The 13,595-nt window shown below is 57.8% G+C and carries 14 protein-coding genes, 1 tRNA gene and 1 riboswitch; of the genes, 8 read left to right on the top strand and 7 right to left on the bottom strand.

Annotated features, from left to right (window positions below):
- Nucleotides 1–7: 7 nt before the first annotated feature.
- Nucleotides 8–592 carry a ubiquinol-cytochrome c reductase iron-sulfur subunit gene (gene petA, locus GOW31_RS20895; RefSeq protein WP_152459513.1) on the bottom strand — a complete coding sequence of 195 codons (585 nt, stop codon included), beginning with the start codon at nt 590–592 and terminating at the stop codon, nt 8–10.
- 461 nt (nt 593–1,053) lie between these two features.
- Here petA and GOW31_RS20890 point away from each other — a divergent pair, with 461 nt between their 5' ends.
- Nucleotides 1,054–1,500 carry a cytochrome c family protein gene (locus GOW31_RS20890; RefSeq protein WP_171172669.1) on the top strand — a complete coding sequence of 149 codons (447 nt, stop codon included), beginning with the start codon at nt 1,054–1,056 and terminating at the stop codon, nt 1,498–1,500.
- Nucleotides 1,501–1,519: 19 nt separating this feature from the next.
- Here GOW31_RS20890 and GOW31_RS20885 read toward each other — a convergent pair whose 3' ends face one another.
- Nucleotides 1,520–2,131, bottom strand: a complete 612-nt coding sequence (locus GOW31_RS20885; RefSeq protein ID WP_152459515.1) for an FMN-binding negative transcriptional regulator — start codon at nt 2,129–2,131, stop codon at nt 1,520–1,522.
- A gap of 54 nt (nt 2,132–2,185) precedes the next feature.
- Nucleotides 2,186–2,385, top strand: a riboswitch (FMN riboswitch).
- A gap of 119 nt (nt 2,386–2,504) precedes the next feature.
- Between GOW31_RS20885 and GOW31_RS20880 the strand changes: the two genes are divergently transcribed.
- The 5 genes from GOW31_RS20880 to cobO all read left to right on the top strand — a co-directional run bounded on the left by GOW31_RS20880 (nt 2,505) and on the right by cobO (nt 6,446).
- Nucleotides 2,505–2,945, top strand: a complete 441-nt coding sequence (locus GOW31_RS20880) for a 6,7-dimethyl-8-ribityllumazine synthase (RefSeq protein ID WP_171172668.1) — start codon at nt 2,505–2,507, stop codon at nt 2,943–2,945.
- Nucleotides 2,946–3,062: 117 nt separating this feature from the next.
- Nucleotides 3,063–4,163 (top strand): chorismate synthase, encoded by a 1,101-nt coding sequence (gene aroC / locus GOW31_RS20875; protein WP_171116935.1) that lies wholly within the window; start codon nt 3,063–3,065, stop codon nt 4,161–4,163.
- Entirely contained in the window at nt 4,147–4,809 is a 663-nt protein-coding gene (locus tag GOW31_RS20870) for an HD domain-containing protein (RefSeq protein WP_224858077.1), read from the top strand. The genes aroC and GOW31_RS20870 overlap by 17 nt, the downstream gene beginning before the upstream one ends.
- Before the next feature lie 45 nt (nt 4,810–4,854).
- Nucleotides 4,855–5,790 (top strand): DMT family transporter, encoded by a 936-nt coding sequence (locus tag GOW31_RS20865; RefSeq protein ID WP_171172667.1) that lies wholly within the window; start codon nt 4,855–4,857, stop codon nt 5,788–5,790.
- Nucleotides 5,791–5,846: 56 nt separating this feature from the next.
- A complete protein-coding gene (gene cobO, locus GOW31_RS20860; protein WP_171116939.1) occupies nt 5,847–6,446 on the top strand; it encodes a cob(I)yrinic acid a,c-diamide adenosyltransferase in 600 nt (199 codons plus the stop codon).
- A 74-nt stretch (nt 6,447–6,520) separates the two neighbouring features.
- Here cobO and arsB read toward each other — a convergent pair whose 3' ends face one another.
- The 4 genes from arsB to GOW31_RS20840 are packed head-to-tail and all read right to left on the bottom strand — an operon-like array spanning nt 6,521 to nt 10,621.
- A complete protein-coding gene (arsB, locus tag GOW31_RS20855) occupies nt 6,521–7,540 on the bottom strand; it encodes an ACR3 family arsenite efflux transporter (protein WP_171172666.1) in 1,020 nt (339 codons plus the stop codon).
- Nucleotides 7,537–8,802: an organoarsenical effux MFS transporter ArsJ gene (gene arsJ, locus GOW31_RS20850; protein WP_171172665.1), complete on the bottom strand. Its 1,266-nt coding sequence runs from the start codon at nt 8,800–8,802 to the stop codon at nt 7,537–7,539. Before arsJ ends, arsB begins: the two co-directional genes overlap by 4 nt.
- Nucleotides 8,799–9,797, bottom strand: a complete 999-nt coding sequence (locus GOW31_RS20845; RefSeq protein WP_171172664.1) for an ArsJ-associated glyceraldehyde-3-phosphate dehydrogenase — start codon at nt 9,795–9,797, stop codon at nt 8,799–8,801. Before GOW31_RS20845 ends, arsJ begins: the two co-directional genes overlap by 4 nt.
- Nucleotides 9,794–10,621, bottom strand: coding sequence for a helix-turn-helix domain-containing protein (locus tag GOW31_RS20840; RefSeq protein ID WP_171172663.1), 828 nt, complete (start codon nt 10,619–10,621; stop codon nt 9,794–9,796). Before GOW31_RS20840 ends, GOW31_RS20845 begins: the two co-directional genes overlap by 4 nt.
- 235 nt (nt 10,622–10,856) lie before the next feature.
- Here GOW31_RS20840 and GOW31_RS20835 point away from each other — a divergent pair.
- A tRNA-Thr gene (locus GOW31_RS20835) sits at nt 10,857–10,932 on the top strand.
- A gap of 242 nt (nt 10,933–11,174) precedes the next feature.
- Here GOW31_RS20835 and GOW31_RS20830 read toward each other — a convergent pair.
- A complete protein-coding gene (locus tag GOW31_RS20830; protein WP_171116949.1) occupies nt 11,175–11,795 on the bottom strand; it encodes a hypothetical protein in 621 nt (206 codons plus the stop codon).
- 254 nt (nt 11,796–12,049) lie between these two features.
- Between GOW31_RS20830 and GOW31_RS20825 the strand changes: the two genes are divergently transcribed.
- The gene (locus tag GOW31_RS20825; RefSeq protein WP_171172662.1) at nt 12,050–13,393 is read left to right on the top strand and encodes an amidohydrolase family protein; all 1,344 of its coding nucleotides are present in this window, start codon (nt 12,050–12,052) and stop codon (nt 13,391–13,393) included.
- Nucleotides 13,394–13,595 lie beyond the last annotated feature (202 nt).

Below are 13,595 nucleotides of genomic sequence, written 5' to 3'. Positions count from 1 at the left end.
GTCTCCCTTAGCCGAGTTTGATTGTGCTGTTGTCCACCCATTCTGCGGGCGGGACAGGCAGGTTCTCAGGCGCGGGGCCTTTACGGATACGACCTGCGAGGTCGTAGTGCGAGCCGTGGCACGGGCAGAACCAGCCACCGAAGTCGCCGGCATCCCCCAGAGGCACACAGCCGAGGTGCGTACAAACGCCCATCTGAACGATCCAAGCACCAGGCGCTTCGCCTTCCGGTGACGGCATGACGCGGTTTGCGTCAGTCGCAGGCGCATCTGCGCTCAGGTTGAAGTTGCGTGCAAGCGGATCTGGCAGCGCATCAACACCTTCGGCGTCCTGTTCCTGGGCTTCCTGAATCTCGGCACCGGTGCGGTGACGGACAAAAACGGGTTTTCCCAGCCATTTTACCGTCAGTTGCGTGCCCGGCTCGACGCCGCTCACATCCACACGGATCGAGGACAGCGCCTGAACGTCTGCCGACGGGTTCATTTGGTTGATCAGTGGCCATACGGCTGCACCCGTTGCAACGACACCTGCGCCGCCAGCGACGTAGTACAGGAAATCTCTGCGGGTGCCTTCGTGGTCTTCTGCGTGGGACACGAGGTTATCTCCGATTATCTGGCGCCCGCGGACGGGCAAATAGCTCGCGCACCGCACGAATGCGGTGTCTTAACCGCGCTTACTATCGGGGAGAATAGTGTTCGTCCAGCGTTCATAAACGCGCAATACGCCGCATGTGTCCCTTCATGCACGTGACGAGGGGCTTTTTTTGGTGATTCTCGTCCGCAACTTTGCCTGCGACTTCGAATCAAGGGGGGTTGATTCGAACCTCGAACTCCGTTTTGCAGGCGAAATCCAGCCCGATTCTGACCACCAGTCGGCCAGTCATTTGAGAGCGTATTCTTGACAATCAGCATCACGAAGCAGCGATTGTCTGCTGGGTAAATCATATTCGCCAAATAGATGATTTAAATCAAAAAATGAGCGCAATTATACAGTTGCACTTTTTCCGTGAATACCGGACAGCGCAAAAACGCGCGAACTCCTGCAAGGAGACCCCTATGTCAAAAATCACCCTGGCCACTGCGATATTCACATTGGCCCTGTCCTCGCAAACACTTGCGGCAGGTGATCCTGCGAAAGGCGAGGCGATGTACAACCGCTGTTCATCGTGTCATGCGATCATCAAGGACGGTGAAATACTGGTCAAAGGCGGAATCACCGGCCCGAATCTCTATGGCGTCGTCGGACGTGTCGCCGGGTCCGAAAAAGACTATCGCTATGGCAGCGAGCGCCTGCCGGTCGGCATGTTCACCGATGACATGATCCGCGCCGGCGAAGAAGGTCTGATCTGGACCGAAGAAAACATCGCCGCCTATTCCAAAGACCCCATCGGTTTCATCAAAGAGTATCTGGATGACGAAACCGCCCGCCCGAACATGAGCGTCAAGCTCAGGAAAGGCGCGGAAGATATCGCCGCCTATCTGGCAACTTTCAGTTCCGAGTAATCCTGTTTCCCGGTGCTGGTTACGCCTTGTGCATCAAGGCGGCCAGCTGACCGGTTTCACTGCCAAATCCGCCGGGCACTTTGTCGGCGGCAGCGATTCTTGCCTCCTCCGGCTTGTTCTGGCCCAGTTTCCAGGTGCCCTGGATATCCTCTACCTGCATCCGGCATGGTACGATCATCCGCATCATTCTGGCCAACGCGTCATCAGACATTTTCCCGGTGACCCATGGCGCCTTGGGCAGCAGTCGATCTTCAAAGAATGCGGTTTGTCGGTCCAGCAAATCACGCAGCTCGTCCTGCGGGCGCAGTTCAAGCCGTCCGGTCAGGTGCACGGCGACATAGTTCCACGTCGGAACCTGATCGGCGACACCGTACCAGTCGGGCGAGACATAGCCATCAGGCCCCTGCACCGCGATCCTGACCTCTTTCGGCCCGTGCAGCATACGGACAATGGGGTTTGATCGCACCAGATGAAGATCGACCACCGCACCGTCCTCAGACAGCAGAAAGGGCACGTGACTGATCAATGGCGCGCCGTCGCCGGAAATCGCCAGAACGCCAAAAGCCCGGTCACGGGCGAATTCAATATGACGCGCTCGATCCTCGACGCGGAAGGCTGGATTTGGGTGCATGGGCGACCTCCTGCCAAATCTCTTGCAGATGGGGTTGGTTCTTGGCAAGGTCTGCCTCGTTCTCAGGGCGGGGTGGAATTCCCCACCGGCGGTATGCGGGCCATGACCCGCAAGCCCGCGAGCGGCTCTGCCGTGTCCACGATCCGAACGGCAGAGGCCGGTATTCGGACAAAGTGTGGAACCACGAAAGAGTGTCAGCAGATCTGGTGAGAGGCCAGAGCCGACGGTCAAAGTCCGGATGGAAGAGAACGTGCAAGCCGTGCCGGTGAACCGGCGCGCCTGCTCGTGATCGCCTTGGGTGACGTGTCATGCCGGGCTGGCAGCGAAGGTTTTCGCGACCGCCAGCAGGCCACCGAACTGAAAGGAGATCACGATGACACACACCCTATATGCTTTTGTCAAAGCCAACTGGCATTCCGACATCGTCGACCGCGCGCTGGACGGATTTCTTGAACTGATCCCGGCCGATCAGGTCGATGTTTTTGACGTTCCCGGCGCGTTCGAGATGCCGCTGCTGGCCCGCGATCTGGCCCAAACCGGCCGCTACGCCGCTGTCGCCTGCGCCGCATTTGTCGTGGATGGCGGTATTTACCGGCACGATTTCGTGGCGCAGGCCGTTGTCGATGGGTTGATGCGCGCGGGCATGGATACCGGCGTACCGGTCCTGTCCGTTTCCCTGACGCCGCACCAGTATCAGGAAACCGATCACCACAACGCCATCTACCGCGCGCATTTTGTTGAGAAAGGCCGCGAAGCCGCACAAGCTGCGCTGAAAATCACAGCGACCCGAACGGCGCTGATGCAGGCCGCCTGATCTTCATCTTTTCAAAATATTCATTCGCGCCACCGCAAGGTGGCGCCCACCAATTCGCAAATCCCCTTGAGGCTCAAGGCGCTCCCCGCTAATCACGATCCCAAAGGAGCCCGCCCCATGTCGATGAACAGTTTTGGCCATCTATTCCGCGTCACCACCTGGGGTGAAAGCCATGGACCCGCCTTGGGTGCCACCGTTGACGGCTGTCCGCCGGGTGTCACCATCGACGAGACCATGATCCAGCACTGGCTGGACAAGCGCAAACCGGGGCAGAACAAGTTCACCACCCAGCGGCGCGAACCCGATCAGGTGAAAATCCTGTCCGGTGTGTTCGAAGGGCAAACCACCGGAACGCCTGTGCAGCTGATGATCGAAAACACCGATCAGCGCTCGAAAGACTATGGCGATATCATGGACAAGTTCCGCCCGGGCCATGCCGATATCACCTATTGGCAGAAATACGGGATCCGGGATTATCGCGGCGGCGGGCGGAGTTCTGCACGCGAAACAGCCGCGCGTGTGGCTGCGGGTGGATTGGCGCGTGAGGCGATCAAACAGATCGCACGCAACGTGCAGATCACCGGGTACATGACCCAGATCGGGCCGCATAAGATCGAGCGCGACAATTTCGACTGGTCCCAGATCGAACAGAACCCGTTCTGGACACCGGATGCGCAAGCCGCCGAGAAGTGGGCCACCTATCTGGACGATCTGCGCAAGTCCGGCAACTCGGTTGGCGCAATTGTCGAAGTTGTGGCGCGCGGCGTGCCCGCAGGGCTTGGCGCGCCGGTTTACGCCAAGTTAGACACTGATCTAGCTGCTGCGATGATGTCGATCAACGCGGTCAAAGGCGTCGAAATCGGCGAAGGCATGGCCGCGGCTGAACTGACGGGCGAGGCCAATGCCGACGAAATATTCATGGGGCAGAACGGACCTCAATACAGCTCGAACCATGCGGGCGGGATTCTGGGCGGCATCTCAACCGGGCAGGACATCGTCGTGCGCTTTGCCGTCAAGCCGACCTCGTCGATTCTGACCACACGCAAAACCATCACCAAATCAGGCGAAGAGACCGAGATCATCACCAAGGGCCGTCACGACCCTTGTGTAGGCATTCGCGCGGTCCCGGTAGGAGAGGCGATGATGGCCTGCGTGATCCTCGACCACCTGCTGTTGCATCGCGGCCAGATCGGAGAAAACCGTGGACGGATCGGCTGATCTGCGCACCCGCCTGCGGGCCGTGGTCGCACATCGCATGGAAACGGATCCGGCCCATGATCTGGCCCATCTGGATCGTGTTTGGACCAACGCCCGGGCCATCGCAGATGATCAAACCGATATGTCCGTGCTGCTGGCCGCAAGTTACCTGCACGATCTTGTGAATCTGCCCAAGGACGATCCTGACCGACATCTTGCCTCGCGCAGATCCGCAGCAGAATCAGAGCCTATTCTTAAGGAAATCGGGTTTGAGGCCGATCAGGTCCGCGCGATCCAGCACGCGATCGAAGCCCATAGTTTTTCGGCCGATATCCCCCCTGAGACGATCGAGGCACGCATTCTGCGCGATGCGGACCGCCTTGACGCCCTGGGCGCCATCGGTATCGCCCGCAACTTTTCCGTTTCCGGAGCCTTGGGGCGCACTCTTTACCATCCTGCGGACCCTTTTGCCCAAGCCCGGCCACTGGATGACCTTCATTTCTCGCTCGACCACTGGAAGGTGAAACTGCTGCGCCTGCCAGGTGACATGTTGACCGAGACCGGGAGGCGGATTGCAGAACAACGCACCGCGCGCATGATCCGCTTTCTTGAAGAATTCGCCGAAGAGATCGGCTGTTCCTTGCCGCAATCCTGGGTGAATTGCTGAATCCACCCGTTGATCTTTGCCCGTCAAAGACGCAGGTTCGCGCCGATGACAAAACCCTTAACTTCGCATCGACCTCTGCTTGCCGTAACGCTGAAGCTGTGCGCCTTGTTCCTGTTCACGTCGATGTCCGCGCTGGTCAAAGCACTTTCAGATGAATTCCCGCCGGGCCAATTGGTGTTTTTTCGGTCCCTGTTCGCAATCCCCGTGATCATTCTTTGGCTCATCGCGCGGGGGGAGTTGTCGAAAGGCTTTGTGGTCAAGAAACCCATGGGCCATTTCTGGCGCGGTGTTCTGGGAACAAGCGCCATGGGGCTTACCTTTACCGGCCTCAGCCTGTTGCCCCTGCCGGAAGTCACTGCCATCGGGTACGCGACACCGATCTTCACCCTGATTCTGGCCGCCGTCATGCTGGGCGAACGGATTCGGCTTATTCGTATCGGCGCTGTGGCTTTGGGTCTGCTGGGCGTCCTGATCATGATCTGGCCACGTCTTGGCACCACCGAGATGGAGGTCGCCGCCACCATCGGCGCGGTGTGCGTGCTGGGCGCAACCCTCGCCCGTGCCTTCGTTCAGATCCATATCCGGCAATTGGTCAAGGTCGATCACCCTGCGGCCATCGTGTTCTATTTCTCGATGACCGCGACGCTCTTGTCCGCTCTGACAGCATTTTGGGGATGGACGTTGCCCACATGGAATCAGGCTCTGATCATGGTCATGATGGGCCTGATCGGCGGCGTCGCTCAGATTTTGGTCACATCTTCCTATCGGTTTGGCCAGGCCTCGATGCTGGCACCTTATGACTATGCAACCATGCTTTTTGCGATCGTGATCGGCTATGTCTGGTTCGACGAACTGCCAACGCTTGCAATCCTGATCGGGGCCGCGCTGGTGATTGCAGGCAATGTTGTCGTCATCTGGCGCGAACACCAGTTGGGGCTGGAGCGCGGCAAGGCCCGGTCGGTTACAGACCCCAAAGCGTGACTTTACCTTTTGCAATCTTTCCCTAGGTTGGGCCGAACAGTCAAAGAGGTTCCCAAATGAGCGACGCGCAGGATCACAAGGAAAAGATGCAGAAGGTGCAGGCCCAGCACCGCAAGAAAGTGTCCGAGGCCGTGGATCCAGGCCGCGGTCTGGTCCTGATCAATACCGGCAAGGGCAAAGGCAAGTCCTCGGCCGCGTTCGGCGTGGTCATTCGCGCCTTGGGCTGGGGCCAGAAGGTTGCTGTGGTGCAGTTCATCAAGGGCAAATGGAAAACCGGCGAGCGCCGTTTCTTCGAAGAGCGTGATCTGGTGACATGGCATACGATGGGCGAAGGTTTTACCTGGGACACACAGGACCGGGAGCGCGATATTGCAGCTGCCAATGCCGCCTTCGACAAGGCCTGCGCCCTGATGTCCAGCGGCGAATACGATCTGGTTGTGCTGGACGAGATCAACATCGCCCTGCGTTACGAATACCTGTCGGTCGAACAGGTCATCGAAGGTTTGAACGCGCGCTCGGAAAAGACCAGCGTATTCCTGACTGGCCGCGACGCGCCGAACGCGCTGCGTGACTATGCTGATCTGGTCACGGAAATGACCGAGGAGAAACACCCGTTCCAAGCGGGCATCAAAGCACAGCGCGGCGTGGATTTCTGAAGCAACGTTGCTGCAAGGCTGGCGGTGCATAGCCGCCAGTTCCGGTCATCGCCCTACCGCGTTGACCGGTTCTGTCATGTTGCAGGTTCCGGGAAACGCTGGCGTGTTCGGTTGGCGAAAGCCACAAGCGACAGCATCACCGGCACTTCGACCAGGACCCCCACGACCGTCGCCAGTGCCGCGCCGGAATGAAGACCGAACAAGCTGATTGCGACGGCAACGGCCAATTCAAAAAAGTTCGATGTCCCGATCATGGCACAGGGCGCTGCGATCCGGTGGGGAACCTTCAGCGCATAAGCGGTGCCATAGGCAATGGCAAAAATCCCATAGCTTTGGATCAGAATGGGAACGGCGATCAGAACGATGACCGTAGGTTTCGCCAGAATGGTCTGACCTTGCAGGCCGAACAGGATGACCACGGTTGCAATCAATCCCATGACAGACCACGGTTTTACCCGCGAAGAAAAGGCTTCTATCGCTTGTTTAGAGCCTAATCTGCGGCGGGTGATCAACCCGGCGACAAGCGGCAGCACCACATAAAGGACCGTGGCCAAAACCAAAGTCTGCCACGGCACTTCGATGTCGGTGACACCCAGCAAAAAGGCCACGATCGGCGCAAATGCCACGACCATGATCAGATCATTGACGGAGACCTGAACCAGCGTGTATGTCGCGTCGCCTCTGGTTAGCTGCGACCATACAAACACCATGGCGGTGCAAGGGGCGGCCCCCAGCAGGATCAGACCGGCAGTGTATTGCGCCGCATCTTCGGGCGCGATCCAGGGCGCGAAGACATAGTCGAAAAACAGGACGGCCAGCAGTGCCATGGTGAAAGGCTTTATCAGCCAGTTCACCACCAGCGTCACAATCAGACCACGTGGCTGGCGGGCGACTCCGGCGACTGCACCGAAATCGACGTTGACCATCATCGGGTAGACCATTGCCCAGATCAGCACTGCCACCACCAGGTTGACGCTGGCAATTTCGGCGCTTGCCACCAGCTGCACCAGCCCCGGCGCGGCCAGTCCGATCAGGACGCCACCGATCATCGCAAGCGCAACCCAGATCGTGAGATACCGTTCAAAAATGCTCATGACAGCGCCTCAGCCGTTTGATCCGTAAGTTTGCCAGAGGTCAGCGCGGCAAGCCCGACCATCACGGCCGCCGTGCCCAGCACCGTGGGCAGCCCCCCGACCTGATAGGTCAGGCCAGACAAGACGGTGCCGGCCAAACGCCCCGTCGCATTTGCCATGTAGTAAAAGCCGACATCCATCGTCACACGCTCGGACCGGGTGAAGGCAAGAATCAGATAGGAATGCAGCGATGAGTTGACCGCGAAGATCGCACCAAAGACCAAAAGCCCTGCGACCAGCGTCAGGGTCAGCCAGGTCTCGGGCCCATTTGACAGCAAAACAGCCAGTGTCAGAGCCGCAGGAACACAGAACAGGATCGCCGCCCAGCTGCGTGCGGCACGGATCAGATCACCTTCGGTTCGATCTGACGCACGAAGAATCCTTGGCGCGTTGGCTTGCACGGCGCCATAGAGGATGATCCACACCGCCATGAATGTTCCGATCATGAAGAACGCGGCCCGATTGCCCTCTTCGGTGCCATCTGAAAGAACAGCATAGAAATAGATCGGGATGCCGACCACGAACCAGACGTCCCGCGCGCCGAACAGGAAGACACGCGCCGCGGACAACCAGTTCACATTTGCTGATTTTGAAAAAACCTCAGAGAACTTTGCGCCCTTGCGCCCCTTCGGCAGGCCCGCTGGCATGAACAACATCACCGCGACCAGGATCACCGCCAGAGCGGCGGCCATGGCAAGCACTGCCGGAAGGAAGCTCAGTGTTGCAAGCATGGCGGCACCCAACAGGAATCCCAGCCCTTTGACCGCGTTTTTCGAACCCGTCAGAACCGCAACCCATCGAAACAACGCGCCTCCTTCGGAGGGAGCCAGCAATTTGACCGCCGATTTCGAAGACATTTTGGCCAGGTCCTTGGCCACTCCGCTGGCCCCTTGCACGATCATGACAAAAGTGACCGAAGCCGCGACGGTCCAGTTCGGATCAAGCTGCGTCATGGCGAGCAACGCGACAATCTGCACCCCTAGCCCTGCATAGAGGGTCGAGGTCAACCCGAACCGTGCGGCGATCCAACCGGCGGACAGGTTGGTGACAATCCCAGCGATTTCATAAAGCACAAACAGATAGGCAAGTTGCACCGGCGAGAAGCCCAGGGTGTGAAAGTGCAACAGCACCAACATCCTGAGCGCCCCGTCGGTCAGCATGAAGGCCCAATAGGCAGCCGTGACCGCGATATAGGCCGACAGTCCTTCGGGGCGTTGCGTCACAATGATGCCCCGACCATCAGCGCGACATCCACCAGCCGATGCGCATAGCCCATCTCGTTGTCGTACCACGCATAGATTTTCACCTGCGTCCCGTTCACAACCATGGTCGAGGGCGCATCGACGATCGAAGAGCGTTCGTCATTGGTGTAATCGGTGGACACCAGCGGGCGGCTCTCATAGCCCAGAATGCCCTTCAGTTCGCCCTCGGCAGCGGCTTTGAAGAAGGCGTTGACCTCGTCAACGGTGGTTTCACGCTCAACTTCGAACACGCAATCGGTCAGCGAGGCGTTCAGCAACGGCACCCGAACCGCATGGCCGTTCAGACGACCTTTGAGTTCCGGATAGATCAGAGTGATGGCCGTGGCCGACCCGGTCGTGGTCGGGATCAAAGAGTTCAGGGCCGAGCGTGCGCGCCTGAGATCCTTGGCAGGCCGATCCACGATTGTCTGCGTATTGGTTACGTCGTGAATCGTCGTCATCGATCCATGGCGGATGCCCAGGTTTTCGTGAATGACCTTCACGACAGGCGCAAGACAGTTTGTCGTGCACGAGGCCGCCGTCACGATCCTATGCACCGCGGGGTCGTAGGTTCCGTCATTCACACCCATGACGATATTGGCCGTCGGCCCGTCCTTGACCGGAGCAGAGACAACAACCTTCTTCACCCCAGCGTCAAAATACGGTGCCAGCTTCGCTTCGGTCTTGAACACGCCGGTGCAGTCGATCACCACATCAACACCGTCCAGCGGCAACGCGCTCAGGTCTTTTGTGCCAACGAACGGCAGGCGGGTACCGTTGACCGTGATGCTGTCTGCATCATGGTCGAATTCCGCGTCCCAGCGCCCATGCACGGTGTCGAACTCCAGCAGATGCGCATGCATCTCGGGATCACCGACGGCATCGTTGATCCAGGCAATCTTTGCGCCTTTTTCAAGCAAAGGCTTCAGGGCCAGTTTTCCCATACGGCCAAGGCCGTTCAGTGCGTAGGTGGTCATTTCGTTTCCTCGGTAGGCGTGCGCCCGATTTCATCGACGGCGGATTGCAATGCGATCCGGTCAAGGCTTTCGACCGGCAATGACGAAAAGGCCTGGATCCGGCGCTTCAGTGCGCCGTAGGCGGTTCGAAAGGCCAGACTTTTCTCGGCGTCGGTACCTTCGGCCTTGACCGGATCTTCCACGCCCCAATGGCCACTTATCGGTTGACCCTCCCAAGCCGGGCATTCCTCGTTGGCGGCCTGATTGCAGACAGTAAAGACAAAATCCATGACGGGCGCGTCCGGCGCCGAAAACTCGGACAGATTCTTCGGCCGCAGGACCGAGATATCGTGCCCCTTGTCGCGCAGAACCTGCACAGCAAAGGGATTGAGTTCTGAACTGGGCCGCGTCCCGGCTGAATAAACGTTGAACCGGTCGCCGCTGATCTGTCGCAGCAAGGATTCGGCAAAAATCGAACGGGCGGAGTTGCCGGAACAAATGAACAGCACATTGAACTTTCGGTTCGTCGCGGTGTCTTTGGGAAAGGGCATGCAGATATCCGGGCGGCCACGGCAGCAATCCACGATCAGGAAATCGAGCATTTGCTGCACAGTTTTCATTTCAATCGAATAGAGCAGAGACGTCCCGGATCGTTCCTGTTTCACCAGCCCCGACCGCTGCAAAGCATTCAGGTAGTTCGACATGGTGCTGGGTTTGATATCCAGCTCCGCCGCCAGCTCGCCCGCGGGAACCCTGTCAGGAAACCGTCGCATCAACATGCGAAACACGGTGATGCGCTGCGGGTGGCCAAGGATGGTCAATTGATCGGTTATCTGTTCTATCATATTTCATGAATTATTGAAATATAGACGGTGAGTCAATTTCATTCCACGTCGTCACAAAAAATTCACGGATCAGAGGGCCAATTTGAAAGATTGGCCGCAGGCTTTCGGTTCACAACTCAAGGCCCGGCCGAACTGAGCAACGCCAAAACGGTTACAACCGGGCTTGCAGGCGCCAGACTGACAGTTTAAACGAAGCTTCGCATCCGGTCATAATGTGTTCGGTATGACCTACGGTGCCGCTGTAGCTCAGCTGGTAGAGCACGTCATTCGTAATGATGGGGTCGGGGGTTCGAGTCCCTTCAGCGGCACCAAATCTCAGATGTAAATATTTGATTTAAAAGGTATTATCAGTTTTCCTGCCCTTTCTATCCACCCCGATATCCACCCTTTGTAACACCGTGTCCGCGTTTTCCGATGGATATTTAGGGATTCCGAAGGTTGGTGACTGTTGGTGTAAACAAATGTTGAACTGCGGAAGCACGCGAAAGCCTGAACGGCGGGTCTAGCGAAAGAAGCACGGTGAAGAATTCACCGCCCCCGAAGTGCTCTGAGTTCACGTTGCCTTAAGGTTAACTGCCAGCCTACCCAAGTATCGCAGCAGCGACTTGTTCGACATTTCCTCCCAATGCTCCAACTCCGCAACAAGGCGATAATACGTGCGCCAGTGCATCCCCTTCGGCTTCGTTCCTTCCATCAGATCCGGATCGTTCAACCAACCCAGGCGTTCGCGTATTTTATCAGCACGCCTTTGGTTACGTTGAAAAGTAGTTTCTCGCTGGGACGGATATGCGAGTTGGTGGCAATGACGACACGCGAAAATACGCCCACCATAGAGCTTAGCGACACGTCGACCGCAACCGCGCGCTGGGCAAGCGAACCAGTAGCGATGGCCCCCGTAATGACAAGGCTGAGAAAGCAATCGCACCGGGTAGTCGAGGCTCTCCCACTCGTCGCCGTGGTCTCGGCTGCGATAGATGAGTCTCACACACCCATGCTCTGCCAGTACATCGATGCTGGCGACTTTTTTGCCTTCGATAGACCATTGCCATGAAAAGCGTCGTCCAGGCGTCAGAAAGCCCTCACGCGCCCAGCGCCGCGCATCGATGCTGCGATAGTCGGAAGTCGTGTTCTTTGCTCCCCAATGCCAGTGCCGACCACTTCCAATACCGCCCATCTGCTTCTCCAGATTTTATCGAAATCATAAGGGAGAAGCTTCCGCAAAGAAAGAGATGTTCTTACTATGTTCTTATGTCGGTATTTGTACAACGCACTCAAAGCGGACGTTCTTGCAAAGCAGGATGACCTGCAGTTCAACGCCTTAAAAACTCTATACCTTACGTCACCCTTTTCATCGGGTTTACCGGATGGTTTTACACGCGCGCCTGAGGTAGCCTTCAACAACTTCTTCGTCATCTTGAGGGTTAAGTTATGATCACCAAACGCGCATTTTTGTCCAGTCTCGCATCGACCACTGCGCTGGCGCTGGTCCCGGCGCGAGTCCGTGCTCAAGCCCCGGATGCCACGCTCTTCACGAACGTGCGTGTTTATGACGGGATGTCCGATGAATTGACCGAGCTCACGAACGTCCTTGTCGAAGGGGAAGTGATCAAGGATGTCTCGCCCGCTGCCGATGCTGCGCAAGAGGTGCCGCGCATCGATGGGGATGGGCGGACCCTGATGCCGGGGCTCCTCGACATGCACGTACACCTACAGTGGAACCAGGACCCAGCTGGCTTCCTGACGGCACGTCCAGATTACATTGCTGCATTGGCATTGAGCGAAAGTGAAGCCACCCTGATGCGTGGCTTTACCAGTGTTCGAGATACCGGTGGCGGCATTCTCGGTTTGGCTCGCGCCATAGACGAAGGCCTCCACCCCGGCCCGCGTATTCAGGCGTCAAACGCTGCGATCTCAATGACCGCCGGTCATGGCGACCTTCGGCCGCGGTCTGTGCGTCCGAGAGCCTTCGGCGGGCCGCCGTTCACGGAAGCGGAGCGACTTGGGATCACACTTTTTGCAGACGGAGTTCCTGAAGTTCTGGCGGCTGCACGCGAGCAGTTTCGGCAGGGTGCGCACTTCATCAAAGTCTTTTCAGGTGGCGCCGTGACCGGCCTCTACGACCCATTGGATATCAACGAGTATTCGCCGGCAGAACTCGAAGCGGCAGTAGACGAGGCCAAACGTTGGAACACTTACGCGACCTCGCACGCATACATGGACACATCGGTTCGGGCGGCTATTGAGGCAGGTTACCAATGTATCGAACACTGCAACCTCATGACGCCCGAGTCGATGGAGTTGGCCGTGGAAAAAGGCGTCTGGCTTTCAACCCAGGTTGGCTTCTTCGCGGCAGACATTCCGGCAGGGTTCTCGCCCGCCCAAGCAGAGCGCCAACAGATGGCGTTTGATGGTCTCGATGCCATGCTTCGACTAGCGCGAGAATCTGGCGCCAAGATTGCACTCGGAACAGACTTCGTCGGATCGAGGGAAACGAAAGCAACGCAGTTGGAGGAATTGCAGCTCAGGACGCCATGGTTCAGCAACGCCGAGATTCTGCGGCAGGCGACAGGTCTGAATGGACAGCTTTGGGACCTGACCGGCCCGCGTAATCCCTACCAGGCTGGTCCAGTCGGTGTCATCCAACCCGGAGCCTACGCCGATATTCTGCTCGTGGACGGAGACCCGATTGCCGACCTTACGGTCATGGCCTCTGCGGACAATTTCGATGTGATTATGAAGAACGGCAAAGTTCACAAGAACAATCTGGCCTGAGCCATTTGCCAAGGGTCAAGATAGACACTGGTGTTGCACGCGAATGACCGAAGAGTCCGCCTTGCTGACCTTGATGCCGATTGAACCGACTCAATGACCTACTGAAACCGTCAGATGACCGGTCTGAGCCCAAAGCAGTCAATCGTTTGACTTTTTTGAGCATTTCACAAAACTCACCGTGTATCACAATTGGGTGTACTCT

This window comes from Ruegeria sp. HKCCA0370 (genome assembly GCF_013033705.1).
Lineage (GTDB): Bacteria > Pseudomonadota > Alphaproteobacteria > Rhodobacterales > Rhodobacteraceae > Ruegeria.
This window is presented reverse-complemented; position numbering and strand designations above follow the sequence as displayed.

Excerpts from the sequence above, each read along its gene's own strand:
- GOW31_RS20880 (WP_171172668.1), top strand. The coding sequence starts at position 2,505 with ATGACACACACCCTATATGCTTTTGTCAAAGCCAACTGGCATTCCGAC.
- GOW31_RS20825 (WP_171172662.1), top strand. The coding sequence starts at position 12,050 with ATGATCACCAAACGCGCATTTTTGTCCAGTCTCGCATCGACCACTGCG.
- GOW31_RS20885 (WP_152459515.1), bottom strand. The coding sequence starts at position 2,131 with ATGCACCCAAATCCAGCCTTCCGCGTCGAGGATCGAGCGCGTCATATT.
- cobO (WP_171116939.1), top strand. The coding sequence starts at position 5,847 with ATGAGCGACGCGCAGGATCACAAGGAAAAGATGCAGAAGGTGCAGGCC.
- GOW31_RS20845 (WP_171172664.1), bottom strand. The coding sequence starts at position 9,797 with ATGACCACCTACGCACTGAACGGCCTTGGCCGTATGGGAAAACTGGCC.
- GOW31_RS20840 (WP_171172663.1), bottom strand. The coding sequence starts at position 10,621 with ATGATAGAACAGATAACCGATCAATTGACCATCCTTGGCCACCCGCAG.
- GOW31_RS20865 (WP_171172667.1), top strand. The coding sequence starts at position 4,855 with ATGACAAAACCCTTAACTTCGCATCGACCTCTGCTTGCCGTAACGCTG.
- arsB (WP_171172666.1), bottom strand. The coding sequence starts at position 7,540 with ATGAGCATTTTTGAACGGTATCTCACGATCTGGGTTGCGCTTGCGATG.
- GOW31_RS20830 (WP_171116949.1), bottom strand. The coding sequence starts at position 11,795 with ATGGGCGGTATTGGAAGTGGTCGGCACTGGCATTGGGGAGCAAAGAAC.
- aroC (WP_171116935.1), top strand. The coding sequence starts at position 3,063 with ATGTCGATGAACAGTTTTGGCCATCTATTCCGCGTCACCACCTGGGGT.
- GOW31_RS20890 (WP_171172669.1), top strand. The coding sequence starts at position 1,054 with ATGTCAAAAATCACCCTGGCCACTGCGATATTCACATTGGCCCTGTCC.